Annotated in this window: 44 protein-coding genes; 1 reads left to right on the forward strand and 43 read right to left on the reverse strand. The window is 73.1% G+C overall.

Annotated features, from left to right (window positions below; all coding sequences use genetic code 11):
* The 9 genes from ACFV5N_RS09225 to ACFV5N_RS09265 all read right to left on the reverse strand — a co-directional run.
* Positions 1-381: hypothetical protein (locus tag ACFV5N_RS09225; RefSeq protein WP_385596212.1), on the reverse strand; the 381-nt coding region annotated here is incomplete at its 3' end.
* A gap of 88 nt (positions 382-469) precedes the next feature.
* Complete coding sequence (locus ACFV5N_RS09230) at positions 470-1,153, reverse strand: hypothetical protein (RefSeq protein ID WP_385596215.1); 684 nt, start codon at positions 1,151-1,153, stop codon at positions 470-472.
* Positions 1,154-1,276: 123 nt separating this feature from the next.
* Positions 1,277-1,492 carry a hypothetical protein gene (locus tag ACFV5N_RS09235; RefSeq protein WP_385596217.1) on the reverse strand — a complete coding sequence of 72 codons (216 nt, stop codon included), beginning with the start codon at positions 1,490-1,492 and terminating at the stop codon, positions 1,277-1,279.
* A 69-nt stretch (positions 1,493-1,561) separates the two neighbouring features.
* Positions 1,562-1,741, reverse strand: a complete 180-nt coding sequence (locus ACFV5N_RS09240) for a hypothetical protein (protein ID WP_385596220.1) — start codon at positions 1,739-1,741, stop codon at positions 1,562-1,564.
* Between the two features lie 72 nt (positions 1,742-1,813).
* Positions 1,814-2,065: a hypothetical protein gene (locus ACFV5N_RS09245; RefSeq protein ID WP_385596223.1), complete on the reverse strand. Its 252-nt coding sequence runs from the start codon at positions 2,063-2,065 to the stop codon at positions 1,814-1,816.
* Positions 2,066-2,237: 172 nt separating this feature from the next.
* Positions 2,238-2,714: a hypothetical protein gene (locus ACFV5N_RS09250; protein ID WP_385596226.1), complete on the reverse strand. Its 477-nt coding sequence runs from the start codon at positions 2,712-2,714 to the stop codon at positions 2,238-2,240.
* The gene (locus ACFV5N_RS09255) at positions 2,711-3,118 is read right to left on the reverse strand and encodes a hypothetical protein (protein ID WP_385596229.1); all 408 of its coding nucleotides are present in this window, start codon (positions 3,116-3,118) and stop codon (positions 2,711-2,713) included. The genes ACFV5N_RS09250 and ACFV5N_RS09255 overlap by 4 nt, the downstream gene beginning before the upstream one ends.
* A gap of 23 nt (positions 3,119-3,141) precedes the next feature.
* On the reverse strand, positions 3,142-3,513 hold the full coding sequence (locus ACFV5N_RS09260) for a hypothetical protein (protein ID WP_385596232.1): 372 nt from the start codon (positions 3,511-3,513) through the stop codon (positions 3,142-3,144).
* A 47-nt stretch (positions 3,514-3,560) separates the two neighbouring features.
* On the reverse strand, positions 3,561-4,139 hold the full coding sequence (locus ACFV5N_RS09265; protein ID WP_385596235.1) for a hypothetical protein: 579 nt from the start codon (positions 4,137-4,139) through the stop codon (positions 3,561-3,563).
* Between the two features lie 107 nt (positions 4,140-4,246).
* On the opposite strand from ACFV5N_RS09265, the gene ACFV5N_RS09270 reads away from it, so the two are divergent.
* Positions 4,247-4,942 (forward strand): GntR family transcriptional regulator, encoded by a 696-nt coding sequence (locus ACFV5N_RS09270; protein WP_385596238.1) that lies wholly within the window; start codon positions 4,247-4,249, stop codon positions 4,940-4,942.
* A 214-nt stretch (positions 4,943-5,156) separates the two neighbouring features.
* Here the strand turns inward: ACFV5N_RS09270 and ACFV5N_RS09275 are convergent, their stop codons facing one another.
* The 34 genes from ACFV5N_RS09275 to ACFV5N_RS09440 form a co-directional block, all read right to left on the reverse strand.
* The gene (locus ACFV5N_RS09275; RefSeq protein WP_385596241.1) at positions 5,157-5,351 is read right to left on the reverse strand and encodes a hypothetical protein; all 195 of its coding nucleotides are present in this window, start codon (positions 5,349-5,351) and stop codon (positions 5,157-5,159) included.
* Positions 5,352-5,445: 94 nt separating this feature from the next.
* On the reverse strand, positions 5,446-6,003 hold the full coding sequence (locus tag ACFV5N_RS09280; RefSeq protein ID WP_385596243.1) for a hypothetical protein: 558 nt from the start codon (positions 6,001-6,003) through the stop codon (positions 5,446-5,448).
* Positions 6,004-6,459: 456 nt separating this feature from the next.
* Positions 6,460-7,605, reverse strand: a complete 1,146-nt coding sequence (locus ACFV5N_RS09285; protein WP_385596246.1) for a hypothetical protein — start codon at positions 7,603-7,605, stop codon at positions 6,460-6,462.
* Positions 7,602-7,802 carry a hypothetical protein gene (locus ACFV5N_RS09290; protein WP_385596249.1) on the reverse strand — a complete coding sequence of 67 codons (201 nt, stop codon included), beginning with the start codon at positions 7,800-7,802 and terminating at the stop codon, positions 7,602-7,604. The genes ACFV5N_RS09285 and ACFV5N_RS09290 overlap by 4 nt, the downstream gene beginning before the upstream one ends.
* A complete protein-coding gene (locus tag ACFV5N_RS09295; protein ID WP_385596252.1) occupies positions 7,799-8,062 on the reverse strand; it encodes a hypothetical protein in 264 nt (87 codons plus the stop codon). Before ACFV5N_RS09295 ends, ACFV5N_RS09290 begins: the two co-directional genes overlap by 4 nt.
* Entirely contained in the window at positions 8,059-8,430 is a 372-nt protein-coding gene (locus ACFV5N_RS09300) for a hypothetical protein (protein WP_385596254.1), read from the reverse strand. Before ACFV5N_RS09300 ends, ACFV5N_RS09295 begins: the two co-directional genes overlap by 4 nt.
* On the reverse strand, positions 8,430-8,777 hold the full coding sequence (locus ACFV5N_RS09305) for a hypothetical protein (RefSeq protein ID WP_385596257.1): 348 nt from the start codon (positions 8,775-8,777) through the stop codon (positions 8,430-8,432). The genes ACFV5N_RS09300 and ACFV5N_RS09305 overlap by 1 nt, the downstream gene beginning before the upstream one ends.
* Entirely contained in the window at positions 8,774-9,415 is a 642-nt protein-coding gene (locus tag ACFV5N_RS09310) for a hypothetical protein (RefSeq protein ID WP_385596260.1), read from the reverse strand. Before ACFV5N_RS09310 ends, ACFV5N_RS09305 begins: the two co-directional genes overlap by 4 nt.
* Positions 9,412-9,687, reverse strand: coding sequence for a hypothetical protein (locus tag ACFV5N_RS09315; RefSeq protein WP_385596262.1), 276 nt, complete (start codon positions 9,685-9,687; stop codon positions 9,412-9,414). Before ACFV5N_RS09315 ends, ACFV5N_RS09310 begins: the two co-directional genes overlap by 4 nt.
* Positions 9,688-9,819: 132 nt before the next feature.
* The gene (locus tag ACFV5N_RS09320; protein ID WP_385596265.1) at positions 9,820-10,065 is read right to left on the reverse strand and encodes a hypothetical protein; all 246 of its coding nucleotides are present in this window, start codon (positions 10,063-10,065) and stop codon (positions 9,820-9,822) included.
* A 42-nt stretch (positions 10,066-10,107) separates the two neighbouring features.
* Positions 10,108-10,725 (reverse strand): WhiB family transcriptional regulator, encoded by a 618-nt coding sequence (locus ACFV5N_RS09325; RefSeq protein ID WP_385596268.1) that lies wholly within the window; start codon positions 10,723-10,725, stop codon positions 10,108-10,110.
* Positions 10,671-10,859: a hypothetical protein gene (locus ACFV5N_RS09330; protein WP_385596271.1), complete on the reverse strand. Its 189-nt coding sequence runs from the start codon at positions 10,857-10,859 to the stop codon at positions 10,671-10,673. The genes ACFV5N_RS09325 and ACFV5N_RS09330 overlap by 55 nt, the downstream gene beginning before the upstream one ends.
* A gap of 69 nt (positions 10,860-10,928) precedes the next feature.
* On the reverse strand, positions 10,929-11,258 hold the full coding sequence (locus tag ACFV5N_RS09335) for a hypothetical protein (protein WP_385596274.1): 330 nt from the start codon (positions 11,256-11,258) through the stop codon (positions 10,929-10,931).
* Between the two features lie 19 nt (positions 11,259-11,277).
* Positions 11,278-11,682 (reverse strand): hypothetical protein, encoded by a 405-nt coding sequence (locus ACFV5N_RS09340; RefSeq protein WP_385596277.1) that lies wholly within the window; start codon positions 11,680-11,682, stop codon positions 11,278-11,280.
* A 64-nt stretch (positions 11,683-11,746) separates the two neighbouring features.
* Positions 11,747-11,887, reverse strand: coding sequence for a hypothetical protein (locus tag ACFV5N_RS09345; protein WP_385596280.1), 141 nt, complete (start codon positions 11,885-11,887; stop codon positions 11,747-11,749).
* 56 nt (positions 11,888-11,943) lie between these two features.
* Complete coding sequence (locus tag ACFV5N_RS09350; protein WP_385596283.1) at positions 11,944-12,822, reverse strand: hypothetical protein; 879 nt, start codon at positions 12,820-12,822, stop codon at positions 11,944-11,946.
* Positions 12,819-13,244 (reverse strand): hypothetical protein, encoded by a 426-nt coding sequence (locus ACFV5N_RS09355; RefSeq protein ID WP_385596286.1) that lies wholly within the window; start codon positions 13,242-13,244, stop codon positions 12,819-12,821. The genes ACFV5N_RS09350 and ACFV5N_RS09355 overlap by 4 nt, the downstream gene beginning before the upstream one ends.
* A 73-nt stretch (positions 13,245-13,317) precedes the next feature.
* Positions 13,318-13,593 carry a hypothetical protein gene (locus tag ACFV5N_RS09360; protein ID WP_385596288.1) on the reverse strand — a complete coding sequence of 92 codons (276 nt, stop codon included), beginning with the start codon at positions 13,591-13,593 and terminating at the stop codon, positions 13,318-13,320.
* Positions 13,593-13,955: a hypothetical protein gene (locus tag ACFV5N_RS09365; RefSeq protein WP_385596291.1), complete on the reverse strand. Its 363-nt coding sequence runs from the start codon at positions 13,953-13,955 to the stop codon at positions 13,593-13,595. The genes ACFV5N_RS09360 and ACFV5N_RS09365 overlap by 1 nt, the downstream gene beginning before the upstream one ends.
* Positions 13,956-14,008: 53 nt before the next feature.
* Positions 14,009-14,539, reverse strand: a complete 531-nt coding sequence (locus ACFV5N_RS09370) for a hypothetical protein (protein WP_385596294.1) — start codon at positions 14,537-14,539, stop codon at positions 14,009-14,011.
* Positions 14,536-14,889, reverse strand: a complete 354-nt coding sequence (locus ACFV5N_RS09375; RefSeq protein ID WP_385596297.1) for a hypothetical protein — start codon at positions 14,887-14,889, stop codon at positions 14,536-14,538. The genes ACFV5N_RS09370 and ACFV5N_RS09375 overlap by 4 nt, the downstream gene beginning before the upstream one ends.
* Positions 14,886-15,578, reverse strand: coding sequence for a hypothetical protein (locus ACFV5N_RS09380; RefSeq protein WP_385596300.1), 693 nt, complete (start codon positions 15,576-15,578; stop codon positions 14,886-14,888). Before ACFV5N_RS09380 ends, ACFV5N_RS09375 begins: the two co-directional genes overlap by 4 nt.
* Positions 15,579-15,678: 100 nt before the next feature.
* Complete coding sequence (locus ACFV5N_RS09385; protein ID WP_385596303.1) at positions 15,679-16,305, reverse strand: hypothetical protein; 627 nt, start codon at positions 16,303-16,305, stop codon at positions 15,679-15,681.
* Between the two features lie 655 nt (positions 16,306-16,960).
* A complete protein-coding gene (locus ACFV5N_RS09390; RefSeq protein WP_385596306.1) occupies positions 16,961-17,383 on the reverse strand; it encodes a hypothetical protein in 423 nt (140 codons plus the stop codon).
* A gap of 113 nt (positions 17,384-17,496) precedes the next feature.
* Positions 17,497-17,934 carry a hypothetical protein gene (locus ACFV5N_RS09395; protein ID WP_385596309.1) on the reverse strand — a complete coding sequence of 146 codons (438 nt, stop codon included), beginning with the start codon at positions 17,932-17,934 and terminating at the stop codon, positions 17,497-17,499.
* Between the two features lie 781 nt (positions 17,935-18,715).
* Positions 18,716-19,177 (reverse strand): RusA family crossover junction endodeoxyribonuclease, encoded by a 462-nt coding sequence (locus tag ACFV5N_RS09400; protein WP_385596332.1) that lies wholly within the window; start codon positions 19,175-19,177, stop codon positions 18,716-18,718.
* Positions 19,178-19,182: 5 nt separating this feature from the next.
* The gene (locus tag ACFV5N_RS09405; RefSeq protein ID WP_385596312.1) at positions 19,183-19,524 is read right to left on the reverse strand and encodes a hypothetical protein; all 342 of its coding nucleotides are present in this window, start codon (positions 19,522-19,524) and stop codon (positions 19,183-19,185) included.
* Between the two features lies 1 nt (position 19,525).
* Positions 19,526-19,759 (reverse strand): hypothetical protein, encoded by a 234-nt coding sequence (locus ACFV5N_RS09410; RefSeq protein WP_385596314.1) that lies wholly within the window; start codon positions 19,757-19,759, stop codon positions 19,526-19,528.
* Positions 19,756-19,986: a hypothetical protein gene (locus ACFV5N_RS09415; protein WP_385596316.1), complete on the reverse strand. Its 231-nt coding sequence runs from the start codon at positions 19,984-19,986 to the stop codon at positions 19,756-19,758. Before ACFV5N_RS09415 ends, ACFV5N_RS09410 begins: the two co-directional genes overlap by 4 nt.
* Positions 19,983-20,441: a hypothetical protein gene (locus ACFV5N_RS09420; RefSeq protein ID WP_385596319.1), complete on the reverse strand. Its 459-nt coding sequence runs from the start codon at positions 20,439-20,441 to the stop codon at positions 19,983-19,985. Before ACFV5N_RS09420 ends, ACFV5N_RS09415 begins: the two co-directional genes overlap by 4 nt.
* Positions 20,441-20,632: a hypothetical protein gene (locus tag ACFV5N_RS09425; protein ID WP_385596321.1), complete on the reverse strand. Its 192-nt coding sequence runs from the start codon at positions 20,630-20,632 to the stop codon at positions 20,441-20,443. Before ACFV5N_RS09425 ends, ACFV5N_RS09420 begins: the two co-directional genes overlap by 1 nt.
* Positions 20,633-20,839: 207 nt before the next feature.
* Positions 20,840-21,565 carry a 3'-5' exonuclease gene (locus tag ACFV5N_RS09430; protein ID WP_385596324.1) on the reverse strand — a complete coding sequence of 242 codons (726 nt, stop codon included), beginning with the start codon at positions 21,563-21,565 and terminating at the stop codon, positions 20,840-20,842.
* A complete protein-coding gene (locus ACFV5N_RS09435) occupies positions 21,562-22,683 on the reverse strand; it encodes a hypothetical protein (RefSeq protein ID WP_385596327.1) in 1,122 nt (373 codons plus the stop codon). Before ACFV5N_RS09435 ends, ACFV5N_RS09430 begins: the two co-directional genes overlap by 4 nt.
* A partial coding sequence (locus tag ACFV5N_RS09440) for a hypothetical protein (RefSeq protein WP_385596329.1) occupies positions 22,683-23,508 on the reverse strand: 826 nt, incomplete at its 5' end. The genes ACFV5N_RS09440 and ACFV5N_RS09435, both read right to left, overlap by 1 nt.

The raw sequence follows: 23,508 nt of genomic DNA on the forward strand, positions 1-23,508 counted from the left end.
GGCCAGGCCGCGCTCTACGAGCGCGTTGAGCGTGCTGGTGAGGCCGGTGAGCTGGCCGGCGGCTGCACCGGTCAGCAGGGCGGTCACCATGCGGTCGCTGAGCCGGTGCTGCTTGATCAGCTGGGCCACCTGCGGGCTGTCGGCGGCCTTGGGCGCTGCCAGCTCGGCCCGGGCCCGGCCGCACTTGCGGCACTCCGTGTGCCGGGCGGTGGGCGCAGCGAGGGGCGCGATCTGGCCGTATCCGGTCGGGTTGCTGGTGATGTCGGCCTGCCGGTAGGTGGCGCCGGTGCACAGCAGGATGGTGTCTCCGGCGTAGGTGTCGCGTCCGTAGTGGTACGCGCCGGAGCGGGGGTTGCGGGCGTAGCGGCTGAGCGTCGTCATGGTGACGGGCGTCCTTTCTCTGATGGGGTGGGCCGCCCCGGGCGGGGCGGCCGGGGGGGCCGGCCCCCGCGACCGGGGGCCGGGCTGGTCAGTTGAAGCGGGCCGCAGCCTGCTGGATCACGTCCATCAGCCGCGTCATGGCCTCGGGCTGCCCGGCGGTCAGGGCGGCCAGGTCCGCCGCGCTGATCTCGATGTGCGCGCACTCCTCGCCGGGGCGCCGGTTGGTGTAGGCGACGGACATGGGGATGGTCGGCGCGGTCGGCTCCGGCTCGGGCGCCGCTTCCTGCTCGGCCTCTTCGGCTCGCGCCGCGATGGCCGGGCGGAGGTCGGGGGAGTCCTCGGCGACGAAGTACTCTCCGGGCGTGCTGTCGGGGCGGTAGGCGACCGTGCCGTGGGTGTGGCTGATGACGGTGGCGGGGCCGTGCGGTGTGCTGATGCGGTCGCCGGCCTTGTAGGTGGGGCCGGTGCGGGTGGGCTGCGGCGGGGCGGCGGCCCGCTCGGCGTTGGCGGCCTCCACGGTCTCGGCCAGCTGGAGCGCGGCGGCGGCGAGCGGCGACGCGGCGGCCAGGCGCGCGGCCTCTGCGCGGCGGGCGGCGTATACGAGGCAGTTCCGGCAGGTCACCGGCTCGCCGGTGACCTGGTACCGGGTGCCGGTGCTGTCCTGGGCGCCGGTGCGGCACCGTGGCCAGGCCACTGCGCTGCCGTGGATGTCGATCGACTCGTGGATCTTGCCGCCCCGGACGCTGACGGTGTTGCGGGTCTCGCTGGTCATGTTGGCCTCTCTGGGCTGTTGGTGGTGGGTCTGGGTGGGCGCGCCCCGGGAGGGGTGGGAGTCCGGGGCGGGCCCTGGGATGGGGGCCCGGCACGGAGAGGGCTGGGCACCTCGGTCAGGTGGTCAGCGGCCGGGGTCGGGGCGCGGCTGGAGCGTCGCGACGGCGACAGCGGCCCTCTGCGCGAGGGTGATGGGCGACTCCCATCCCACGGAGATCAGCACGCGGCCGGGCCGCTGAGCGTCCGCCTCGACGGCGAGCACCAGCGCGGTGCGGCGGCCGTCGGTGTAGATCACGTCGCCCGGCATGAGCTGGGCGGCGGGCAGGTACGTGAGGCTCATGATGCGCTCCATCCGGGGGCGGGCCCGGCCCTCCGTGGCGGGGGCCGGGCGGGGGCGTCGGTACTGCGGTCAGTGCGACTCGTGCTCGGTGCAGTCGTCGCAGTCGATGGGCGCAGAGGCGTGCCGGTACGGGACGCTGAGGAGGGTCGATGCGCCGGTCCGGCACAGCGGCCACGGGATGACCGTCATCGCGGCGGCGTGGACCTTGCCGCCCAGGATGCTGACGACGCTGCGGGTTTCGGTGCTCATGTCTGGCCTTTCGAGTGCGTTGGGGTGGGGCGCCCGGCAGGGAGGGGGGCCGGGCGCCCCGGTCTGTGGTGGTCAGCCGTAGTAGGCGGGGTCGTAGGGGCCGGTGGGGCCGTCGTAGTGGGCGCAGTCGTCGCACAGCAGGTCGCCGTACTCGGTCATGTCCCAGTCGTGCTCGTCGCGGGCGGTGTCCGCGTCGCCGTCGGGCGCCTCGGTGCCGCAGTGGTCGCAGCGGGCGGGCTCCTCGGTCTCGATCTCCAGGGCCGGGGTGATCGCGATGACGAGGGCGAGGGCGGCGGTGGTGCGCGCGGTGAGGGTGGCGGTCATCGGATCTCCCCGGTGGTCGGTGTCGATGGGTCCAGTATTGCGACACGACCTTTGGATGTCAAATCCAAAGGCTGTGTCGCACTCGGGTTGGCTGTCCGGGCAATGTCCCCGCAGGTCAGAGCCTTGTCCGGGCCCCGTCCGGAGGAGTCCGGACAGACCGTCCGGACACGGATCACAGCCGGAAAGAGCAGCAGGTGGCGCCCTCGTCGTCGTCCCGGTGCTCGTCGTGCGGAGCGTGGCACCCGGGCGTGGTGCAGATGCTGGAGGGGCTGGCCCACGGCGTCATGCAGTCGTCATCCCGGCACACCTCGCACAGCGGCGGCTCCGGGGGCAGGGCCGGCCAGATGTCGGCGACCAGCTCGGGGTGCAGCTCGGCCCACAGCTGCCGCACCTCCTCGTACCGGCGGCGCCTGTAGTCGGACGGCGGCCGGCCGTCGGCCAGCAGCTCCGCCCACTCGCCGGCCACGATGCGACACGCGGCCTCCGAGGTGCGCAGGCCGCTGGCGGGGCACGCCTCGTCCAGCAGGCCGCGAGCGGCGGCGAGCGCGATCCGCGCGTCCGCGATGGAGGTCCGCCGGTCGGGGTCCCCGGTGCTGTCCCCGATGGTGAGGAGCCGGATGGCCGCCCGGAGGGCGTGGGTGGCGCTCACAGGTACGCGTCCAGCTCGTCGGCCAGGCGCTCACCGGTGAGTCCCTCGGCGTGCTCCCACAGCCCGATGCCGATGGTGTGCAGGCGGGACGCGGGGCCGTAGGTGACGAGGTGTCGGATGGCGCCGGCGACCTCGGCCGGGTCGCCGGCCAGCATCGAGTGCAGGCGGGTGCGCGGGTGTGCGCGGCCGTGGGTGGCGTACCAGCCGTACCCGGAGTGCCAGCCGAGGCGCAGCTCGCCGCCCCACTGCGGGGACGGGTAGCGCCACATCAGCTCGGCGGTGTGCACCTGCCGGTACGCGGCCTGGGCGGTGTGGAGGGTGATGGCGTCGGGCTGGGGGACGCCGGCGGCGTCGAGGGCCTCGGCGACGGCCTGCACGTAGGCCGCGTGGGGGCTGATCTGCATGGATGCTGCTCTCCTGTCTGGGGTCAGATGACGGTCAGGGCGCCGCGCGCGACGGCGTCGTCCCGGGCGGCGAGGGCCTGGTCGATCTCGTGGGCGCGGGACCACCGCGCTGTGGTGGTGGGCGGGTCGTAGTGGTCGACGGCCAGCAGTGCGGCGTGCGCCACGTCGGCCGGGTCGGCGAGGGACGGCATCGACGGGTGGCGCCTACCGATGCGCCACCCGAGGTGACAGCACCAGCGCAGGACGAGGCCGGACGCGAGGGTGATGGAGGCGGTGGCGGAGCGCCGGTCCCGCCGGTCGGGCCTGATGGTGACCAGCTCGGGCGGGTAGTCGGCGGCGTCGAGGGCGGCGACGACTGCGTCGATGTATGGGGCTTGGGGGGCGGTGATGCTCACGAGGTGGGTCTCCTTGGCCCTGCCCGCAGGCGGGGGCCGGTGGGTGGTCAGCGGGCGGCCAGGGCGGTCATGTGCCGGGTGACGTCCAGGCAGTACGCGCCGTCCTCGGCGGTGGCGACGGTCCGGGCGCCGCGTCCCGCGTCCGCGAGGGCGGCGTGGGCCGGTCCGGGCTCGGTGCCGTCGTACAGCTCGGCGCCGCTGGTGGTGTTCACGGTGTAGCGGTGCTGGCCGTGACCGGCGGTGCAGCCGGTGGAGATGTCGTCCAGCGTCCGGGCGGCGCGCGGGGCGGGCTCGGCGATGAGCTGCCGGGCGCCCCGGTGGACGGTGTAGGACACGAGGCGGTCCAGGCGGTAGCTGCGGTGCCCGCCGCTCTTGCGGCACATGGCCTTGATGACGGTGTGTCCGGCGCGGGTGGTGATGCGGTCGCGGGGCTCGATGGTGCGGACGATCTCCACGAGAGAGCCGGTCTTGATGGTGCGGCGCACGGCCTGGCCGGTGGTGTCCACGGCGATCACGTCCCGGGTCTCCTCCGCCAGGTAGGTCACCGTGACGGGCAGCTCGCGCTCGATGGCGCGGTCCAGGTCGGCCTCGGTGCGGGCGGTGTCCTGGCGGGCGGTGATGCGCATGGTGGTCCCCTCAGCGCTAGTGCGACATGAGATTGGGTTTCATAGTCCCAATGTAATGTCGCAATGTCAAGTCGCAATGTCGTGTCGCACTGTGGCATCATGCCCGCATGCCCACCGCCCAGAGAGCCCCCGACCCCCTGGCCACACTCAGGGACCTGACCAGGCAAATTGAGGACGTCCAGGCCAAGATCAAGCGGACCCGCAAGGCGCTCCAGGATGCTGTCGCAGCCCACAAGCTCGCCGGCTCGGCCACCACCGGCGCCATCGCTGAGGCGGCCCGATACTCACGACGGACGGTCGAGCGCACCGCCAAGGCCGCGGCCGGGAGGAAGCTGCCAGCCGTCTCCGAGGGCGTGACGTCTCAGGCCGCGATCCGGGACATCGAGCGCAAGGCCGGCCCGCACTACGCGGCCCAGGACCGCCTGGAGATGCTGCGCGAGGAGGTCCACGCCGAGCTGCTGCGGCTCATGGAGGCCCAGGAGGTGCCGCCGGGCGAACTGGCGGAGGCTGCGCCCTACGACCAGATCTACGTCAACTCGCTGAGGCGGGATGCTGGCCTGCCGCCCTACCGGGTATTCACCGGCCGGCTGGTGGAGATGCTGCGCAAGGACTACGCCGGGGTCGGCCCCGGCGTGCTGCTACCGGAGCCCGCGGAGTTGGCGGAGACCTACGGAGCCTCCCGCCGTGTGGTCGACCAGGCGCTGGAGCGCCTGCACGAGGAGGGCGTGCTGGATCGCACGGGCGGCGTGTGGAGGGCTGCTACCGAGCAGCCGGCGGCATCGCCTGACCCGTCAGGCGAGTAAGTCGGCAACACGCGAGGTAGTAGAGTGCTCGCCGTCTGCACCTGCGCCCCCCTCCGGGGAGGGCGCCCTGGTGCGAACGGGTCGATGGTGAACCTGACTCCATCGCGCACTACCTCATATCCAAGGCGTGCGATGTGGGCCAGGAACGACCGCGCCGCAACGACTGATGCCCGACCCCGCGAAGGGGTCGGGCATCAGTCGTTGTGAGGGACGGTCAGGTGACGTCCCAGTCCACGCGGCGGCGCTGCGGTCGAGGCGGCTCGGTGCCCAGGCGGAGCGCGAGACGAGCGCCCTGGCGGTCCCGCTTGTGCGCGGCGCGCTGGTGGTGCGAGCGGACGCGGGGGCGCGCGCGGTAGGGCGCGACGCGGTCCGGGATCTGGCGGGGGCCGTGGTGGTCGGTGCGTGCCATCGAGGGCTCTCCCTTTGGGTGGTGCTGATGGACGGTGGCGATGGGTGTCCGGGCTGTCCGGACACCCATCCGAGCAGGTCAGGGCGTTGTCCGGTCAGCTGGATCGAGGGAAGTCGATTTCGATGTCCGTGGCGTGTCCGTGCCGCGCGAGCCGCTTGGCGTCCAGCTGCGCGCGACGGAACGTCGCCCGGGTCTCCTCCACTGCCCCAAGCGCCGTGACGTAGCTGAGACGGTATGCCTCGCTGGCGGGCCCGGTCGCGCTGTGGGAACGCATCGCCAGGTACGGCCGCCCGAAGCCGAGGTTCGTCATCTGGGACTCGGCGGACCGGCAGATGTGCGTGCAGTCGGGCAGGGTCACCTGGATGACGACCGGGCCGATCACTGCATCGGCTGCGTCCACGTGGCCAGCGATCTTGTGCTCTCCGTCGATGTCCTGCGTGTAGTAGTCATCCAGGGTGACGGTCTGCACGGACCCGTCGATGAGCGACAGCACGGTGATGTCGATGCTCGCCGGGGCCGGGGCCGGGGCCGGGGTGGCGGTGGGGGCGAGGAGACCGGCGGCGCCCAGGGCCTGAGCGGTGCGGGTCGGGTCGGTGACGCCGACGGCGGCCAGGGCTCGGAGGACGGTGGCGGCGTCGGTGGTAGTGGTCATCGGATCTCCCCGGTGGTCGGTGTCGATGAGTCCAGTATTGCGACACGACCTTTGGATGTCAAATCCAAAGGTTGTGTCGCACTCGGGTTGGCTGTCCGGGCAATGTCCCCGCAGGTCAGAGCCTTGTCCGGGACCCGTCCGGAGGAGTCCGGACAGACCGTCCGGACAGTCTCCACACCCCTGGACTCCGGAAAATCGCCAGCGAAAGAGCAGCTGTGGCCGGTACTCTGGCCGCGGCGACGGGAGCCGGGAATCGGTCGGGACCGTGGAAACGGACCCTCCCGCAGGCAGTGCCGCAGTCAGGCGGGGCCCACTGCGCGGGGACGGAGTGGCCCCCGGTCCCGTCGCCCTCACACGACAGCGCCCCGCCCCCGGTTCGGCCGGGGGCGGGGCGACCTTAATTTCAGCCGCGGAAATGTCACCGCGACCCCTCGCCGGCCTCCTGGTGGGGGCAGCTCATGACTGCCCTGGGCGAGCAGCCCGCCACGCCTCGACCCGCAGCTCCAGCATCCTGTGCTCACGCGGACGCTCGGCGGCGGCCGACAGCACTTTCTCCCACACCGCCCGCCGCGCGGTGACTTGAGCGGCCGTCATCCGGTCTGCCATCCGCTGGACCTCGGCCGTCATGTGCTGGAGCATCCGGGCGCCGGCTGCCGCCTCGAACCGCTCGTGCCGCTGCTCCTCGACGGCGGCACGCTGCACCTCCAGCATCCAGGCGCTCCGCTCCACGCGGGTACGCTCCAGCTCCTGCCACAGCGCACGCGCCAGCTCCGACGGCAGCACCTCGTCGCCGGACACCCGCTCACGTACCGCGGCCTCGACCTGCTCGGGCATCACCGGCAGCGAGTGCCGGTCCAGGCGCTCAGGCTCGGCCCGCAGTTGGCGCGGCAGCAGCGGCTCCCCGAGGGGCTGCACGGCGGTCTCAGCCCGGCGCAGGGCGCCGTCGATCTCGCCCCACAGCCACCGGCCGTCGCCGTCCTCCTGGACGACGTCGAGGAGCTGCTGGGAGTCGCGGATCAGCGTGGCGAGGCGTGTCACGGCGTGCCGTGCCTCCTCTGCCTGGTGGGTGCTGCGCTCCAGCTCGCGCGCGAGGGCGCCGGCCACCGTGCCGGACGGCGGGATGACGCGGTCGATCTCGTCCCGCAGGGCGAGCAGGTGGTACCGGTGCAGGCCGATCTGCGCGGACCAGGTGCCGGCGTCGGTGTCCAGGTACCGCAGGTCCGGGATGGTGACGACCACCTGGTCCGGCACCGTGGTGTCCATGGCCACCGTGGGGGCCTCGCTGGGTGCGCTCGCCGGGTCGTCGGGCGGGGTGCCCCACGCGCCGGTGAGGATCTCGGTGACCTCCAGGTGCAGGCCGTCGGCCTGCTCCTCCAGCCACTCGCGTTGAGTCGGCGTGGCATCGGGCAGCTGGGCGGCGATGCGGTGCAGCGTCGCCGCGGCGATGCCGCGCATCGCGGTCTGGATGCCGGACCGGACGGGGGCGTCGTCGTCCTCCGGACCGAAGGCGCGGGCGAGGGCCTGCGTCTCGGCTGCCTGTTCGGCGATGACGTCGAGCGCCAGGCGCTGCACGCTGTCGGCGTCGTCCAGTGGGTACGTCATGGGGTGATCTCCAGGTGCGCGAGCGGGCGCCCGCTGTCGAGGTGGGCGTGGAGCTGCCGGAGCCGGGCCCACGCCTGGGCGTCGCGTCGGCTCAGGGCGCGCCGGGCGGGGGCGGGGAGCTGCGCCCAGCAGCCCCGGCACAGGTACTGGCCGCGCCTCCTTGGGGCGGTGTTGCAGGAGGGGCAGGGGCTCGTCACGGCGCCTCCCCCGCGGCCTGGTCCTCGCCGGTCTGCGGCGCGGCTGGGATCGTGGCCGAGGAGGACCACCACGCGTCGCGGTCCTCCGGGTTGTCGGGGCCGCGGGAAAAGTCCCGGGTGGCCTGCACCCGGTACTCGTAGGTGCAGTCGGGCAGCGGCCCCTGGATCTCGCGGACGGTCGCCGTGCCGGCGTCACGGGCGGCTGGCCACTGCTGGCCGTAGTGCCGTACCCGGGCGCCGACTGGTAGGGGATGGGTCATGTGTCTCCGATCCGGACATCGAGGGTGGTCTGGCCGGCCGCCTCGATGGCGGCGCGGCGGGTGGCGGCGGCGGTGCGCCGGTGGTGGTCGGCGTCGTACCGCAGGTGGCACGCCTGGCAGGCGGCCATGAGGTTGGCCGGGTCGCAGTTGGCCGGCTGGTGGTCGAGGTGCGCGACGGTCAGTACGACCCTCGATCCAGTGAGCGGGCTCGGTCGGCCATGGACGGCCGTGCAGCGTCCCCCGTCGTGGGGGACGCCGCACCGGCCATCGCACTCGCACCGCCAGCCGGCCCGCCCCTCGCGGATGCGGCGGGAGATCTCAGGCCAGTCCGCCGGATAGAGGGCACGCTGCTCGGGGCGGATCGGCATCAGGGCCTGCGCTCACGCACCGGTTGGCCGAGCTGCTCCAGCTGTGCCGCGAGGCGCTCGGCGTGCTCCGCGCGACCCTTAGCCTCAGCACGAGCGCGCCGCAGGTCCGCCTGGACGCTGCGCAGCAGTGCCTTCAGTCGCTCCACTTCGGCCTCGGCCGGGTGCCGGGGGAGCACGGTGTGGCCGGCGGCGACGAGCGCGGGCAGCGTCGCCTCGCGGCCATCCCACGGGCGACGGTCCCGGGGCACGTACAGGTGCCTGGCGTTGGAGGTAATGCCGATCCGGGACCAGACGTCACCGTCCACGGTGACCTCGTCCGGGTCGTCGTCCAGAGTGGGCACGCTCATGTGACTGCTCCTCGTGTGGTGATGCGGCGCGCGGTGGTCAGGCAAGCGCGGCAGGTCGGCGGCCGGCCGTCGCGGGCGGGTTCGGGGAACTCGCGGAGGTTGCGGGCGCGGCTGCGCGTGAAGCACAGGACACGCCCGGCCAATCGTCGAAGGCGGCCGATGTGCAGGTCGTCCAGCAGGTATATGTGGTCACCGCCCTGCGTGTAGTGGCCCAGGTGCCGGTGCGAGGTGTAGTTGTGACGGACCTCGGCGCGGACGCCGAGGCGGCCGAGCCCGGCCGCCAACTGCTCCCACTCCTCGACCTGCTGCCGGTACGCCTGCTCGACGGCAGCTCGGGCGGTTTCCTGCTCGGCGCGGTGGCGGGCTGCTGCTGCGGTTGCCGGCGGCGGGGGAGGGGACGGCTCTGCCTCGGCGGCGATGTGCAGCAGGTAAAGCTCGGGCCAGGTGATCCGGTGCTGGCCGGGGAATGGGTGGCCGAGGATCGCGGACGCCCATTCCGCGTTGTGCACGCGGATTCGCTGGGCGAGGTGAGGGTCTACGAAAGGGCCAGCCTCGTGGCGGGCCCGTTCGCGCAGCTCGGCGACCTGGCCTGGGGACAGTCCTGTGGCGCCGGTAGCCGGGGTGGATACGGCGGTCATGAATGGTCGCCGGCGTTGTAGTGCAGCCCGCCGTGCACATCGCCGATGACGGCGTGCCCCTGACCGACGTGCTGGGTGATGGTGCCGCTGTAGGTCGTGACGATCTGGGGGCCGTTGCCCGTGTTGACGGGCCCTGTGGGCTGGTTGATGACGGTGTGGGCGCCGGTACTGACGCCGCCGTTGACCGTCCCCGCCTGGACGACGGTGTCGGCGACGGCGTCGGCCACCGTGTTGCTGAGCGAGTCCTCGTTCTGCTTCTTCTTGCGGAACATCGTGCCCCTCCGGTCTCGGGCCGGGCTGTCCGGCTCCCCGTCACCGCCCAGCGAGCGGATCAGGCAGCCGTCAGGCCGTAGGGATGGCGTCGTACAGATCCCGCACCCACCGGGCGTCGACGCTGCGGTGTGTCATGCCTGGCCGTCCTCGGCCGGACGACGGACGCCGAGGGCGTGCAGCAGCTGGGCGTGCCCGTCCTGGGCGAGCTGCGAGGCGTTGTCGGCGGCGTAGGCGCGGGCGGCGGTGAGGCTGCGGGTGATCTGCCGCATCTCGCGCCGCTGCGCCAGGGCCTCGCGCGCGGCCTGGTTGATGCCGTCGTAGAGCCAGTCCAGTTGGTCCTGCGTCAGGTCAGCCAGCTGTGTGCGGGTGGTGGTCATCGTGCTCCTCGGAGTGACCGGGATGGACACCAGAATACGACATCACATTGTGTTGTCAACTCGCAATCTCATGTCGCATTGGCGTTCGGTCTTCTCCCTCGTGCCGGCCAACCGCTCCCGGTCCCGTTTCCTCGCCCGCCACGCCGCCCTGCACGGCTCGCACGTCTCCAGCCCCAGCAGCAGCTCCAGTCGGTACCCGCGGACGCTCCCGCCCCCCGGCCGCGCGTGCTCGACCCGCAGCCACGCCCGGCGCCGCTCCTCGGCTGCCGCGGCCTGGCACGATCCGCAGATCTGCTGCCCCCGGCACACCCCGGGCTGACCGCAGGCCGTGCACCGCCGGCTGGAGGAGCGCACCAGACGCGCCCCCCGCTCGCGCCGCTCATCAGGAGTCAGCCCACCCCACAGCCCGCGGGGCTCACCCGTAGCGATCGCCCACTGCCGGCACTCCTCCTGGAGCCGGCATGTGCCGCACATCTCGCGGGCCTCCTCGCGAGCGAGTACGCCGGCCTCCGGGTCGAAGAGCCTCGGCGCGGTGCGGCAGGGGGTGCTCTCCCCCGGGCGCAGCGCGCCCAAAAAGGCCGGCGCCGCCAGTAGCTGTGTGATCGTCATGCGGCCGTGTCCTGGTGTGAGGTGTCCTGGGCGGTGGGGGTGATGCGCCATCCGCAGTCGGCGAGGACGACGCACAGGTAGTCGGCGAGGGCCTGGGGGGTGGCGGGCACCTGCGGGGTGGTGTTGTGCCAGTGGGTGAGGGCGGCGGTGATGTCGTCGCGGGCACCGTCCGGGATGGGGTGCATGGTGGCTCCTGGGCGGGTGGGCGTGGTGGTGGGCTGCGGGGTGGCCCGGACTGACGCCGGGCCACGGGGTTACCGCTGGGGGCGGTCGTCCGGGGTGGGTAGGGCGGCCCGGATGCGGGCGGTGATCTCGCGTGTCGTGTCGTCGGCCTCGGCGTCGATGGCGTCGAGTTCGGTGAGGATTTCCCGGGCGAGGGCGTGGCGGCCGGATCGGGCGGCGATGGCGTGCGTGCAGCGGGGGCAGGTGATGGGTGTGCTGTCCCACTCCTTGCTGTCGACGGCCCGCAGACGGCGCGACCCGCAGGCGGTGCGGGCGATGCCGGCCTCGTCCCGGATGACGGCGTGTACGAGACGGCCGCCGCGGACGCGGACGCGCTTCATCGGGGGGATGCGCTCGGGCATTCGGACTCCTGTCGGGTTGTTATGCCGCAGTGGGGGTGCTGGCCTGCGGCGGGGTGTAGCGGCGGAGCGCGGTGTCCAGGGCTCGGGCGGCGCTCGGGTCGTGGGCATGGAGGTGGGCGAGGAGTTGGCGGGTGGCGCCGGCCAGCTCGGCATCGCTCGGCTCCCGGGTCCTGCCGGTGTCGCGGAGTGTGGCGGCGCCGGGCGGGGCCGGCGCTTGGGCGGTGATCGCGTCGGCGACGGCCAGGAGGTGCACGGGCACCGCGCCGATCTGTGCCTCGCGGGTGAGCCGGTCGGCGAGTAGCCGGGCGGTGTCGGGTGGGAGGACGAGGGGGGTGGCGGTGCCGGCGCGGGAGGCTCCGCGCAGCCGGCTGGCGGCGGCCGTGAGTTGGCCGGCGATCGTGCGGTCGGTGGGGACGTACTCCACGGGGTGGTGCTCCTTGCGCTGGCGTTGGGGCCGCCCCCGGTGGTGGGGGCGGCCCGCGTGGTAGTCAGTCGGCGTCGGTCAGCATCCGGTCGTGCGCGCTGCACTGGCAGTCACACGTGTGGCTGCGCCCGCAGGGGCACACGTCCAGGCAGTAGTGGATGCGGCACTCGTGGCATTCGGAGGTGCCGCAGTCCTCGCAGTCCATGGGGTTCTCCGTTCTGGTGAGGTCCTTCCCAGGCCATCCCGGGGCGGGTCGGGTGGTCAGATACGGCGTGCCCGTCGTCGTGCTGAGCGCCACGCGGTCCTCAGCCGCACTTCGCGTTCCGACTGGCCGATGAGCAGCGCCCAGGTGTGAGCGGTCATGTCCTGGAGAGCGACCTGTAGCTCGTGGCTGCGGGCCCCGTACCGATCCGCAGCGCCTGCGAGGGAGATGCCGCGGGTGCGTGCGCGCCGCCAGGCGGTGCGGTACCGGTGCTGCCGGGCGAGGGCCTCGGACAGGGCTGCTTGCAGCTGCTCGACACGGTCGTCGGGCTGTGCGGGGTCGACGACCTCGGTGCGGCCGGCGGTGCGCGCCGCCCTCTCGCGCAGTCGCCCTACGACGTCGTGGACGGCCTCGGATGCCGCTGCGTCCTGGGGGCTGACGGTCATGTGCTCCGCGCGCTGACGGTCGTCCTCCAGCTCCTGGTCGAGCTCGAGGAAGTCCGCGGCGCTGTCGAGGACGGCAGCGTCGTGACGGGCCATCACCTCGGCGGTCTCGTCGCCGCGCCGGGTGAGGCCGATCGTGGCCTGCCGGAGCCTCCACAGCGCCCCCAGGGCCTCGGCCCCGGGGTCGTCATGGTCGTTGACCAGCGCAGCCAGCGCGTATCGGCCGTCGACTGCCGCCTGCTCCAGCTCGGCGACGCGCCTCCGCAGTACGTCGCACTCCTGTCGCATGGCGAGCACCTCGTCCTCCCAGCTGCTCGCGGCCTCCCGCGCCCGGTTGGCACGCTCGTGCTCGACCCGCAGGAGATCGGTCAGTTCGGCGTTGCCGTCCGTCAGCCGGTCGACCTCGTCCAGGAGTTCGCTGGCTGTGTGCGTGAGCAGACCAGCTGAGCGCTGGGCCCGGACTTCTGCCAGGCGCTCGGGGTTCGCGGCGCTCACGCGGCACTGCCCTTAGCCGAGCGGACGGTGTACACCCCGGAGCCGTGGCGGACGATGACGTCGCCGAATCGGGCGATGACCCGGGCTGGTCGCTCACCGATCCGCATGCCGACGGTCACGATCTGGCCGCCGAGGTGCGCGGTGTACTGCTTGGCGAAGGTGTTGTCGCGGTCGGTGGCCTCATCGATGTGGCCGTAGTTCTCGGGGGTGAGCGTCCAGGGGCCCACGTCCACGTGGCTCAGGGGGAGCCTGGTGACGTGGCCCTCGACCAGGACGACGGGCCCGCTGCGCCCGTGGGCCATGGCGAGGCTGCGGGTCCAGGTGTACAGCGGCTCTCCGTCCTTGCCTGGGTAGGCGATGACCTGGGTGCCGGGCGGGTGGACGGCGTTCCAGCGTTCGGCGCTGCTGTTGGTGGGGGACATGGTCCCTTCCTCTCTGGTACGGGTGGAGTGTGGTGGCCGCCCCCGTGGCGGGGGGGGGCGGCCACGGGGTGGGTCAGGGCAGGGCGCGCACGTCGGCGAGGGCCTCGCCGTAGAGGGCGCAGCGGCCGGGGCAGTAGGCGCGGTGCTCGCCGCGGCCGGTCTGGTCGGCGATGAGCGTCATGCCGGCGGGCGCGGGGCCGGTGTGGATCTGCCCGCACTGCTCCTCGGGGCAGCCGCCGGGCGGGGTGATACGCCGCGGTGGTGCCGACTCGCCGGTGAGGCCGCGGTTCCACGCGAGGCGCCGCCGCTCCCGCTCCTGCTCGCTGATGGCCTTGTTGGTGTGTCCCATCAGTGCTGCTCCTCGGCGATCTGCCACGGCCCGTAGTGGGCGGTGCGCTGGACGAGCTGGGCGCGGGGGTGGCTGTCGCGCCAGCGGCCAAGGGCGGCGACGGCAGTGGCCCGGTCGTCGCGGATGTCGAGGGTGGGCTTCCTGTCGCCGTTGTCGACGCGCACGGCCCACTGGGTCTCGCCGGCGGCGCCAGCGGGGTCCCAGAGGTCCGCGACGTGCCGCAGGACGTGAGCGGCCTGCCCCTGGCTGATGCCGTTCGCGGCGGCCTCGATCGACACATTGGGGCCGCCAGGCACGCCGGGCCGGACGATGAGGTAGGCGAGGGCGTCCCGGCCGTCGACGACCGTCATGGTTGTGTTCATTCCAGTCCTTCGGGGTGGGCCGCCCCGCCGCTGGTGGCGGGGCGGCCGGGCGGTCAGCTCGTGGGGGAGGGACGGGTGGTGAGGGCGCACCAGGGGCAGCCGCGCATGTCGTGCCGGTGGCGCAGCCACGTCGGGTGGTCCGGGTCGGGGCACGTCGCCGACACGAGGCCGTCGACGGCGCCGAGCTGGAGCGCGCGGTAGCTGTCCAGCTCGCTGGTCTGCTCCGCGAGTCGGGCGGTGAGCTGCTTGATGAGCTGGCGCAGGGCGGCGGCGCGGTCCTCGGGGGCTCCGGCGTCTCGGTAGACGGGCGTGTCCAGGTGGGTTAGCACCGTCAGGCCGAGCGTCAGCAGCTCGGCCCCGGCGTCCCCTTCGGGGATGTCGAGGGTGGCCAGTGCCGCGCGGATCTCGTCGTCGCAGCGCTCGCGGCATGCCGCCCACCCGCGCAGGCGCACGACCTCGTCGGCGAGCACGGTGGCGATCTGGTGCAGTGCCCGCTCGGAGCGGCTGCCGTAGGTGGCGGTCCGGTCTCCGTATTCGCGCAGGCGGATCAGCGCGGCGTGCACGTTCAGCGGCTTGGTGCTCATGCGGTACCGCCCTGGCGGGCAGTCAGCTCAGCGCGGAGTCGGTCAGCCTCGTACTCAGCGCTGACCGCGCGCTGGTGCATCGCGTCGTACACCGACCACAGGACTGGTGCCTCCTCACCGGCCGCGTACCGGCGGACTTCTGCGTCCAACTCCTCCAGCTTCTCGCCGAGCAGGCCGGCCTTGGCCTCGGCGTCGGCCAGTCGGGCGAGTACCGCCCCCATGCGCTCGTGCTCGCGCCGGTCACGGACGGACTCGGCGAGGCTCAGCAGCAGCTCGTCGGTCGCGGGCCGCTGGCCGGTGCCGAGCAGGGCGCGGATCTGCTCCAGCCGGCTGGGGGTCTGCTCGCTCACGACGCACCGCCCAGGGCCGCGGTACGGCTGGCCGCGAGGACCTCGATGACGCGCACGAGCCGGTCAGCGACCGGGGCGTGGGGGACGGCGGCGTCGGCCAGGCCGTCGAGCAGGTCCGTCAGCTGCTCCTCGGTGAGGTGGCGGGTCCACGGCAGGAGGTCACCGCTCCCCTTGGGGGTCCAGGTGAGGCGGGCGCGATGCGCCCCGTCGAGCTCGGTGATGTCCAGGTAGGCGGGGACCTGGGACAGCTCGGCCGCCGGAGCGCCCGGCAGAAGGGCGTGCACGATCCGCACCGGCCCGTCGTCGGGCAGGTCCGCGCCATCCACTGCGCTGACCCAGCCGGACAGGACGGTCACCGCTTGGGCGGTCACGTCGTGCTCGGGGTGGGCGGTGAGGCCCCATCCGTCCAGGCGCACGGTGACCTCCGGACCGTCGTACAGGTCGAGGCGCAGCACAGCGGCCGGGCCGGGTTCCTCCGTCTCGCTGAGCGCTGCGGCGCGCAGCCGGTCGATCTCGCCGAGCAGCGCGGGCACGATCTCCTGGCGGGCGGCCACCAGCTGCTCGATGTCGTCGCGTCGCTGGTCGTCGGACGGGTCCTCGTCGCGGTCCCAGATGATCTCGTCGTCGGTCGCGGCCTGGGCGATGGCGCGGGCCGCGGCCTCGCGCTCGGGGGTGAGCGGTGTGCTCATGTATGTGTGCCCTCCTTGGGCGTGTGGTGTGCTGGTGGTGTCCGGTGCCGCCCCGATTCGGGCGGGGCGGCACCGGGCGTTGGTGGTCAGGTGGTGTTGCTCAGGTGCCGGTGCGCTGCTGTTCAGCGCACGTCTTGCAGTGGTCGGGGCGGTTGCGGCGGGGGATCACTCGGATCCCGCACCCTGTGCAGGTCGGTACGGCGGGCGGGGCCGGCTGGGGGCCGTAGACGACGCCGAGCAGCGGAGGCTGCACCGGGGTCTCCCTGCCGGCCGACGCGGTGTCGCGACCCTGCGGCAGGTTGGGGACCTGACGCAGCGCCGGCCGTTCCGATGTGGTGTTTTCGGCCCGCTGCGCGGCACGGTCGGCCGCACGATCCTCGGCAGTCCGCTCGCACGTGCGGCACACCTCGCCGGTGTCCAGGTCGGTGCCGTCGCCATCGCAGCGGGCCGAGGTGCAGTCACCGGGGCGCAGCATCGCCAGGGCGACGCCGACCGGCCGGTCCAGGCCCCGGCCGCCGCCGTCGGTGTCGGCGTCCAGGCTCATGCCGTAGCCGTTCCACCGGCGATCCGCGCGGTCGACCAGCTGGCTCGCGGGGATACCTCGGCGCAGCTCCACCAGGATCGTGGTGGTGATGTCGGTGGGCACCGGATCGGGCAGTTGCTCGCGCAGCTGAGGGGGCAGCAGCGACAGCACCGCGCCGACGCCAGCGGCCTCGCCTGGACTCATCCGGGGGGCTGTCTGCTTTTTGCGCGCGGCGGAGCCGCTCTTGCGTGCGCTCCCACTACCTGTAGTTGGCCTACGGCCGTCACCAGGACGGGACTCAACGGGACTACTGGTACTTGAGGGACTCTTGAGGGCACCTCGTGCCCTAGCCTGGGGCACCTCGTGCCCTAGGTCTGGGGCATCTGACGCCCTAGCCTGGGGCACCTCGTGCCCTAGCCCTGCGTCGGCCCCCTGGGGCTGGGGCACCTCGTGCCCTAGCCCATTTCCGGGCGTACCGGATGATTCCCACCCGGGAGGCAGGCGCAACTCGTATCGCGTCCGCGCATGCTTCTGCCGGGCGTCCTCCTTGGTCGGACGGTCCCGGATCAGCCACAGTCCGCCCTCCAGCCCGTCGAGGTGCTTGCGCACCGCTGCCCGCGACAGGCCGGTGGCCTCCTCCAGGGTGCCGAGCGACGGCTGATAGCGGTCCGGGATGATCCCCGTGTGCACGTCCGCCCACGTGGCGATCGTGAGCGCGAGGTGGCGCGACGGCGGCGGCAGGCTGCTCCGCCGGATCGCGCGCTCGTACTCAAGTCGGCCGGGCATGGGGTCCTCTCTGTGTGGGGGCGGATCGGGGGAGGGGCGGGCGATCCGCCCCTCCCAGCGGGCCAGCGGCGCGTCAGGTGAGGCTGGTCGCGATGAACTCGTGGAGCTGGGCGATGAGGTCGGCCTGGTCGGCCTCCGAGTAGTCCTCGGCGAAAGCCAGGTGAACCCGGACGCGGGGGTCGCCGGAAGGACCGAGGGTGATCGTCTGCTCGCTGGGGACGAGGCGGTCCTGCCCGAGCGTGATCGCCCAGTACGAGGTGTCGGCGGCGTCCGTCATCAGGTCGTGGATCGTGTCGCGCGCCTCGTCGTACTCGTCGCTGTCCTCGCTGTCCTTGTCGATCAGGGCACCCCACGTCGTGCCGTCGGGCGACGACGCGATGGGGGAGTCCTCCATCGCTTCAGCGACGCCCATGTACCCGGGGTCCTCGGTGAGGCCGTGGTGCTGCTTCGCGGCCTCGGCGACCAGGTCGTCGTTGGTGTAGGTGGGCTGGTTCATTCGCTCCCTTTCACGTTCACGGCTGGAGTGCGGATCCGGTGTCCCCGACCCCTCATGTGCGACACAGCATTGCAATGTCAAAACCAAATGTCAAGTCGCAATGTTGTGTCGCATCACCTGACGAACCCCGCCCGCTCACGCGCCAGCTCAGCGCGCCGATGCTCCGCGTACTCCTCCTCCGTGGGGTAGCCCGCCAGCGCTTCACCCAGGACGCTCTCAGCCGACCGCGGCCCCGGCCCGACCTCATCGAGAGTCCCCTCGATCTGGTGGTGCCTCCACATCGCGCGCTGCGCATCCCGCAGCGCCGACTCCTCCGCGGCGTCACGCGCGGCCTGACAAGCCGTCACACGCAGCCTGACCTGCGGATCCTTCTCCTCGGTCGCCGCGTGACCGATGTAGCTCGCTGACGACAGCTCGATAATCGCGACGACGGAGCTGCCCGGATGCTCAAACAGGCTGCGTCGCTGCTCGGCGCTCAGCGCCAGGTCCAGCAGGCCGGCGTCCGGGGCGATCTTCACCGCGACCTGGGCGTCCGCGTCCAGCTTTGGCATGCGCTTCTCCTCGATGAGATGGATCGGATGGGGGCGGGCCCCGGCAGAGCGCCGGGGCCCGCAGGATCAAGAGCGGCAGCCAGGCGACGGGGCGCCGCCGCCCGTGCCGCCCACGACGGCCGGCACTGGCACGGGCACTGGGACCGGGCGGGGAGCCGGCGCCCGGCCGGCACCGCCACCGCCTCGACCCCCGCCGCCTGCCACGCGGCCGGGGGCGGCAGCGAGCACCGCCAGGTCCTCGCTGCCGGGGCCGTCAGCCCGGATATGCACCGTCGGCGACGGGGACGGACAACGCGGCGCACTGGTGTTGCAGGCCGCTACCAGCGACACGAGCACCACCAGCCCGGTCGCCACGGCGATCAGACGACGCGTCACCGTGTACCCCCGATCAGCCCAGCACGGCGCGCAGCCCGGATACGGACCACCGTCCGGGCGGAGCAGCCCACGCGCAGGGCGATCTCCCGCGCGGACAGCTCGCGGTCCGTGAGCCGCAGCGCGGCAGCCGCCAGGTCGGCAGGACTCAGCCGCGCGGGAGGATCACCGTCAACTGCGCGGATCACCGCCGACTCGTCAACAGGAGACAACCGATAGCCCTGCGAGCAGGTGACACACCGCCTCCTGCCCGAGCGGGTGACGATGACGGCGTGGCCCTGGTGAGCCGCCCAGCGCTCCTCGGCGCGCCTCCGGTCCCGTTCGCGCCGGCACTCCATGCATGGCCGGCGACCAGAGGCGGTGCGCCGCCGCGCGCTCGCGGGGTGCCCCTGTGGGCACGGACGGGCCGTCACACGATCACCCCGTCCGGGATGATGCGCCACAGCCGGATCACGCCACCCGGGCCGTCCAGGGCCCCAGCACAGCCACCCGGGTAGGTCTTGGTCGCCGCGACCTGAACGATCCGCGAGTCGTCCTCGATGACCCGGGCCGTACCCAGCGCGTCCCACGTCGACCGCAAGAGTTTGTCCAGGTCGCCGGAGGACCGCGTCATCGGCCACGCGCGGCGGCGAGCCGACGCCGGCCGTGCCACCGTCAGCACGATCTCCGCCGCCAGCGGCCCGTCCAGCGGCGCGACCAGGCCGCGCCCGGCCGCAGCCGACCGGGCCGCCAGCACCACCGCCTCCCGCCACGGCGCGACGCGCTTCGAGGACTCGATCATCCGGCCGCGCCCGACATGGCTCTTGGAGCCCTGCGGCGCGGCCTGGATGTGCCGCACCGTCACCTCCAGATCCGGCACCCCGGCAGGCATCCCGATCACGCGGCAGCCTCCCAGTCCCGGGCCGCCCCCGTGCCGCGCCAGCGCCGCACCCCGGAGGAGTGCACCGTCGGCCGCAGACTCGTCGCCCAACCCGCAGCCTCGACCAGGCCCTCCGCGTGGAGCAGCGTCATCAGCCGCCCCCAGTGCGTCGCCGGGTCCGGCGGGTCCGGCAACTCCTCGGCGCGGGCAACCTCATACGTCGTCCACTCCCGGCCCGACCGCGCAGCCCGCTCGTATGCCGGCCGCACCTCCTCCAGCCACGACTCCCAGTCGTTCACGCGGCGAGACTCCGGGCCGACCGTGAACAGCAACTCCTGCTGCGTCATCTGCGAGCGCATGTCAGCTCTGCCCCCTCATCCTGTCCGCTGCCACCAGCGCCACCAGCAGTACGACCACGACCGGCCACAGCAGCGACAGGACCGCATCCATCGCGACCTCCGCCCGAGGAGACAGGCGTCGCACGCCCTCCCCGCCCTGCGCCAGCTCCTGCTGCTCCTGCTCCCGTACCTGCGCGAGCTGGCGGCTCAGCACCACCGCGCCAACGCCCCACAGCACCGCCACCACGACGATCACGACGCACCGCCCGCCCTGGCGCGCCGCCGCCGCACACCCAGCACGACCAGCACCACGGGCCAGCCCACCGCGGTCCCCGCCAGCACCAGCCACCGCCACCACGACGGCAGCGCGCTCAGATCCACCACGGCCGCGACCTCACCGGCGCACTGCTCCAGCTCCAGCGCCGTCCGGGCAGCACCACACGCCCACGCGATCGCGAGCGACGTCCACGCCAGCGGGCTCATGCCGCACCCCCCACGACCTCGGCGAGCTGCACCGGCACCGCGTCCGACGAGCACATCGCGTGCCACCGGTACGGCGGCCGACCAGTCCCCGCCCGCAGGTCCGCGTGCGGCACCGCCAGCGGGTGCCCCTCCGGCTCCCCGCACCGCACCCGCCGGCCGTCCGTGTCCCGCGCGGTCATCCCGCACACCGCGCCGGTCGGCGCCTCACCGGCCCGGTCGCGCCGCAGCGCCTCACGGATCTGTCCCGCGTAGTGCGCGGCCGTCCCCGCGGTCTCCGCCGCCGAGCACGGGCAGCCGGCCACGATCGGGTCGCCCGCGCGCTCCAGCGCCCGGCAGCCCATCGGGTGCGCCCGGCCCTGGCCGCACAGCTGCGCCGTGCAGCACGCGCAGTCGGGGCACGGCGGCGGCTCCGGCACCACCCAGTCCGGACCGAAAGGCTCAACGAACATCGCCATCAGGCCGCCTCCGCCTCGGTGTCGGGCAGCGAGCGGAGCGGCAGCACCGACACGTCCGGCCGGGTCAGGGCCAGCGCGTGCCCCGCGCAGTCCCAGGACCGCACGGCCATGTAGTCCGCGATCGGGACGAGCCGCCACCGCAGGCCGTCCGCGACGTCCTGGGCGCGGCGGACGGGGTCGGGCTGCGCCACGATGGCCGCGTCCTCGGCCCGCACGCGCGGGGGCACGTCAGCGGGAGCCGCCGGTACCACGGCCGTGATGCAGCCGCACGATGCGTGCTGTACCCACACGCAGGCGGGCAGGTGCACCGCTGGCGGAATGCTCAGAATGCTCATGATCTTGCTCTCCGGGTGCCGGGCCCGCGTAGGGCCCGGCACCGAGTAGGGGGTGAGAGGGGGTCAGGTGGTGCGCTGCGCGGGGATCAGCGGCCACTCGCGGCGCACACCGGCCGCGTCCTGCACGCGGCCCCGACTGCGGAAGTAGTCGGCGAGGCCGTCGGCCTGCTCAGCGGCCCATGCGATCTGCTGCTCGTGCAGCAACGCCAGGTCAGTCGCCGCCAGGGCGGGCGAGATCCGCCCGATGCGCCACGCCACGCGGCACGCCGCCAGCGCGTCAGCGTCCGAGGAGTGCGCGCCGTCCAGCCGCACCCCGTAGTGGGCGCACAGCGCGGTGAGCGTGCGGCTCCCACGCCGGTACGGGTCGACGCGCTTGTCCAGCACACGAGGGTCGATGACCCGCAGCCGGTCCGCGCCGCCGATCTCGTCCACCAGCGGCGTCACCCCGTGGCGGCGCGCCTCCCGGTCCAGGAGCGTCAGGTCGTAAGCGGCGTTCATGGCCACGATCGGCAGACCGTCCCGAGTCGCCTCGGCGAGGGCGTCCACGATCTCGCGCACGACCTCGGCCGCCGGACGGCCCTCCGCGCGTGCCCGCTCCGTCGTCACGCCGTGCACAGCCGCCGCGCCCTCGGGGATGTCGATCCCTGGGTCAGCCAGCCACAGCTGGGGAGCCGTCGTCAGGCCCCGGCCGACCCGTGCCACACACGCCGTGACGACCCGATCGGACTCGACATCCACGCCGGTGGTCTCCAGGTCGAACCCGGCCATCGGCTGATCCGTCCAGCTCATCGCACGCCCCCCGCCTTGATGTCGCGCAGGAACGCGCGGAGCTGAGCGGCCGTCGCCTCGGACGGCGACACCCCGATCTGCTCCACACACCGGGCCTGGACCTCCGGCATCGGCAGCTGGAGCCGCCCCGCAGCGGCGACGATGGCGAACCAGACCTCACTCGGCTCCTCGTCGTCGTCCACGATCTCGGCGACGATCGCGCCGTCCTCGTCCGGCTCCGGCTCGGCGTCGTCGTACTCGACGTCCGGCTCCGGCTCCTCGACCTCGGCGGCGCGCAGCTGCTCGCCGCGCATCTTGAGCGCTGCCGCCAGGTCGTCGTCCAGGTGACCGGCCGCACTGGCCTGCCGCCACAGCGCCCCGACCTCATCGGCGGTCGTGGCGACGCGCGCCAGCTCCGCGTAGTCGGGCCGCCCGGACGCGATCGCGACCCGGCCAGGGGTGGTGACCGCCTGCACGGCCGTCCCCTGACCGGACATCAGAGCGCGGGGTGTCGCAGCCACGTCCAGGGTCGGGACCATGAAGCGCGCCGGGCCCTCATCCCGCATGACGACCCGCTCCTCCATGCCGAGCCAGCCGTCCACGTAGCCCCCGGCCATGGCCAGCACCTCAGCCGCACCCGGCAGCTCAAGCGCCGCGTAGTAGCCGTGGGAGATCAGTAGCCACTGCCCCAGCGCGGGCACGTCCCTGAGCATCACGCTGATGCGGGTGGTCGGCTTGCACTCGCGGTCGACCGGGTCGCACGGGCACGCACGCTCGGACTTGACCTCCGTTCGGCCGTCGCAGCGGCGCACGCACTTCGAGCCCTGCCACTGCTCGTACCACTGGCTCATCGCGCCACGCGGCGGCACCAGCACCGGCAGCCGGGCGGCCTTGGTGTACACCTCGAACTCGGCGGGCCCGCCGTTCGCCGGTGTCCACGGCTGGACTTCGCCGCCGTACAGCTTCGCGACCTCCGTCAAGATCTCCTTGCTCGGAGAGGTCAGCCGGAACCGGTCGAGCTTCGCCGGCCGCCGGATCGGCTTGCCGGTCTTCTTGGAGATCCGGCCGGTGTCCACGACGTGGCCGATACGGATCTCGCCCAGCTGGCGAATCCGCTGCTGCAAATCCAGGATAGGCATCAGGCAGCCTCCCCCATCTCTTCGTCAGAGGGCAGGGAAAGCGCGCTGCCCACAATGGTTTTGGCGGTCGTCCACTGGCCCCGGGCGACCCGGTGAATTGCCTCGAATTCGCGGAACACGGACGGCCCGGCGTCCACGGGGATCACGCGGTATCCCTCCGGCCGCAGGTGCAGAACGATGCCGGTCTCCGCGACCTCGGGCATCGGCACCTGCGTGCCGTCGCGCAGCCAGCCCACCCGCGCACTGCGGTACGCGGCCATCTGGTAGCCCGCCTCCGGGTACACGCCCCGCTCGTCCAGGACGCCGCCGGTCTTGGTGTCACCGAGGTAGATGGTCGCCAGCGGAAGGTCCAGGAGGAGCGAGATGATGCGCGAGCGGAAAAGGAAGTCCAGCGTCCCGGCGTATCCTGCCTCCGAATTCGCCACGACCATTTCGGACGCCTCGAACTCGATCCCCCAGTCGGCCACCCACCGCTCGAAATTGGCGATGAAGGGTCGCAGGGATACGTCGTCGAGTAGTTCTTGCGGTACGGGCTGCCCGAGCACCCGGGCCTCGATCAGCCGGTGGACCGCGCGGCCGACATCACCGCGCTCATCCCGCGCCCGCTCCGGCGCGCGCGTCAGCCACGCCAGCATGTCGGCCTGCCGCTGCGGGTCCATGCTCGCGGCCACCAGCTCCGGCAGCCGCTCCATCGCGGTCTCCGCGACCACCTTGCCGTGCCAGTACATGAGGCCGCCGCCCTTGGGCAGACCGGCCCGCAGGATCGTGGTGACGCGCCGCAGACGCTCACCCGTCACCGGGTCCCGGTAGTACCCGGTGGTCTCC

Source organism: Streptomyces sp. NPDC059853 (assembly GCF_042731495.1).
Classification (GTDB): domain Bacteria; phylum Actinomycetota; class Actinomycetes; order Streptomycetales; family Streptomycetaceae; genus Streptomyces.

What these genes read in the sequence shown, in the direction of transcription:
- ACFV5N_RS09285 (WP_385596246.1), bottom strand. Translation starts at nt 7,605, where the DNA reads ATGACGTACCCACTGGACGACGCCGACAGCGTGCAGCGCCTGGCGCTC.
- ACFV5N_RS09355 (WP_385596286.1), bottom strand. Translation starts at nt 13,244, where the DNA reads ATGTCCCCCACCAACAGCAGCGCCGAACGCTGGAACGCCGTCCACCCG.
- ACFV5N_RS09275 (WP_385596241.1), bottom strand. Translation starts at nt 5,351, where the DNA reads ATGGCACGCACCGACCACCACGGCCCCCGCCAGATCCCGGACCGCGTC.
- ACFV5N_RS09295 (WP_385596252.1), bottom strand. Translation starts at nt 8,062, where the DNA reads ATGACCCATCCCCTACCAGTCGGCGCCCGGGTACGGCACTACGGCCAG.
- ACFV5N_RS09360 (WP_385596288.1), bottom strand. Translation starts at nt 13,593, where the DNA reads ATGGGACACACCAACAAGGCCATCAGCGAGCAGGAGCGGGAGCGGCGG.
- ACFV5N_RS09270 (WP_385596238.1), top strand. Translation starts at nt 4,247, where the DNA reads ATGCCCACCGCCCAGAGAGCCCCCGACCCCCTGGCCACACTCAGGGAC.
- ACFV5N_RS09315 (WP_385596262.1), bottom strand. Translation starts at nt 9,687, where the DNA reads ATGTTCCGCAAGAAGAAGCAGAACGAGGACTCGCTCAGCAACACGGTG.
- ACFV5N_RS09300 (WP_385596254.1), bottom strand. Translation starts at nt 8,430, where the DNA reads ATGCCGATCCGCCCCGAGCAGCGTGCCCTCTATCCGGCGGACTGGCCT.
- ACFV5N_RS09390 (WP_385596306.1), bottom strand. Translation starts at nt 17,383, where the DNA reads ATGAACCAGCCCACCTACACCAACGACGACCTGGTCGCCGAGGCCGCG.
- ACFV5N_RS09230 (WP_385596215.1), bottom strand. Translation starts at nt 1,153, where the DNA reads ATGACCAGCGAGACCCGCAACACCGTCAGCGTCCGGGGCGGCAAGATC.
- ACFV5N_RS09235 (WP_385596217.1), bottom strand. Translation starts at nt 1,492, where the DNA reads ATGAGCCTCACGTACCTGCCCGCCGCCCAGCTCATGCCGGGCGACGTG.
- ACFV5N_RS09395 (WP_385596309.1), bottom strand. Translation starts at nt 17,934, where the DNA reads ATGCCAAAGCTGGACGCGGACGCCCAGGTCGCGGTGAAGATCGCCCCG.
- ACFV5N_RS09320 (WP_385596265.1), bottom strand. Translation starts at nt 10,065, where the DNA reads ATGACCACCACCCGCACACAGCTGGCTGACCTGACGCAGGACCAACTG.
- ACFV5N_RS09265 (WP_385596235.1), bottom strand. Translation starts at nt 4,139, where the DNA reads ATGCGCATCACCGCCCGCCAGGACACCGCCCGCACCGAGGCCGACCTG.
- ACFV5N_RS09435 (WP_385596327.1), bottom strand. Translation starts at nt 22,683, where the DNA reads ATGCCTATCCTGGATTTGCAGCAGCGGATTCGCCAGCTGGGCGAGATC.
- ACFV5N_RS09400 (WP_385596332.1), bottom strand. Translation starts at nt 19,177, where the DNA reads ATGCCTGCCGGGGTGCCGGATCTGGAGGTGACGGTGCGGCACATCCAG.
- ACFV5N_RS09415 (WP_385596316.1), bottom strand. Translation starts at nt 19,986, where the DNA reads ATGAGCCCGCTGGCGTGGACGTCGCTCGCGATCGCGTGGGCGTGTGGT.
- ACFV5N_RS09280 (WP_385596243.1), bottom strand. Translation starts at nt 6,003, where the DNA reads ATGACCACTACCACCGACGCCGCCACCGTCCTCCGAGCCCTGGCCGCC.
- ACFV5N_RS09305 (WP_385596257.1), bottom strand. Translation starts at nt 8,777, where the DNA reads ATGAGCGTGCCCACTCTGGACGACGACCCGGACGAGGTCACCGTGGAC.
- ACFV5N_RS09345 (WP_385596280.1), bottom strand. Translation starts at nt 11,887, where the DNA reads ATGGACTGCGAGGACTGCGGCACCTCCGAATGCCACGAGTGCCGCATC.
- ACFV5N_RS09335 (WP_385596274.1), bottom strand. Translation starts at nt 11,258, where the DNA reads ATGCCCGAGCGCATCCCCCCGATGAAGCGCGTCCGCGTCCGCGGCGGC.
- ACFV5N_RS09325 (WP_385596268.1), bottom strand. Translation starts at nt 10,725, where the DNA reads ATGGCGCATCACCCCCACCGCCCAGGACACCTCACACCAGGACACGGC.
- ACFV5N_RS09385 (WP_385596303.1), bottom strand. Translation starts at nt 16,305, where the DNA reads ATGAGTCCAGGCGAGGCCGCTGGCGTCGGCGCGGTGCTGTCGCTGCTG.
- ACFV5N_RS09365 (WP_385596291.1), bottom strand. Translation starts at nt 13,955, where the DNA reads ATGAACACAACCATGACGGTCGTCGACGGCCGGGACGCCCTCGCCTAC.
- ACFV5N_RS09255 (WP_385596229.1), bottom strand. Translation starts at nt 3,118, where the DNA reads ATGCAGATCAGCCCCCACGCGGCCTACGTGCAGGCCGTCGCCGAGGCC.
- ACFV5N_RS09420 (WP_385596319.1), bottom strand. Translation starts at nt 20,441, where the DNA reads ATGGCGATGTTCGTTGAGCCTTTCGGTCCGGACTGGGTGGTGCCGGAG.
- ACFV5N_RS09430 (WP_385596324.1), bottom strand. Translation starts at nt 21,565, where the DNA reads ATGAGCTGGACGGATCAGCCGATGGCCGGGTTCGACCTGGAGACCACC.
- ACFV5N_RS09245 (WP_385596223.1), bottom strand. Translation starts at nt 2,065, where the DNA reads ATGACCGCCACCCTCACCGCGCGCACCACCGCCGCCCTCGCCCTCGTC.
- ACFV5N_RS09405 (WP_385596312.1), bottom strand. Translation starts at nt 19,524, where the DNA reads ATGCGCTCGCAGATGACGCAGCAGGAGTTGCTGTTCACGGTCGGCCCG.
- ACFV5N_RS09370 (WP_385596294.1), bottom strand. Translation starts at nt 14,539, where the DNA reads ATGAGCACCAAGCCGCTGAACGTGCACGCCGCGCTGATCCGCCTGCGC.
- ACFV5N_RS09240 (WP_385596220.1), bottom strand. Translation starts at nt 1,741, where the DNA reads ATGAGCACCGAAACCCGCAGCGTCGTCAGCATCCTGGGCGGCAAGGTC.
- ACFV5N_RS09330 (WP_385596271.1), bottom strand. Translation starts at nt 10,859, where the DNA reads ATGCACCCCATCCCGGACGGTGCCCGCGACGACATCACCGCCGCCCTC.
- ACFV5N_RS09380 (WP_385596300.1), bottom strand. Translation starts at nt 15,578, where the DNA reads ATGAGCACACCGCTCACCCCCGAGCGCGAGGCCGCGGCCCGCGCCATC.
- ACFV5N_RS09310 (WP_385596260.1), bottom strand. Translation starts at nt 9,415, where the DNA reads ATGACCGCCGTATCCACCCCGGCTACCGGCGCCACAGGACTGTCCCCA.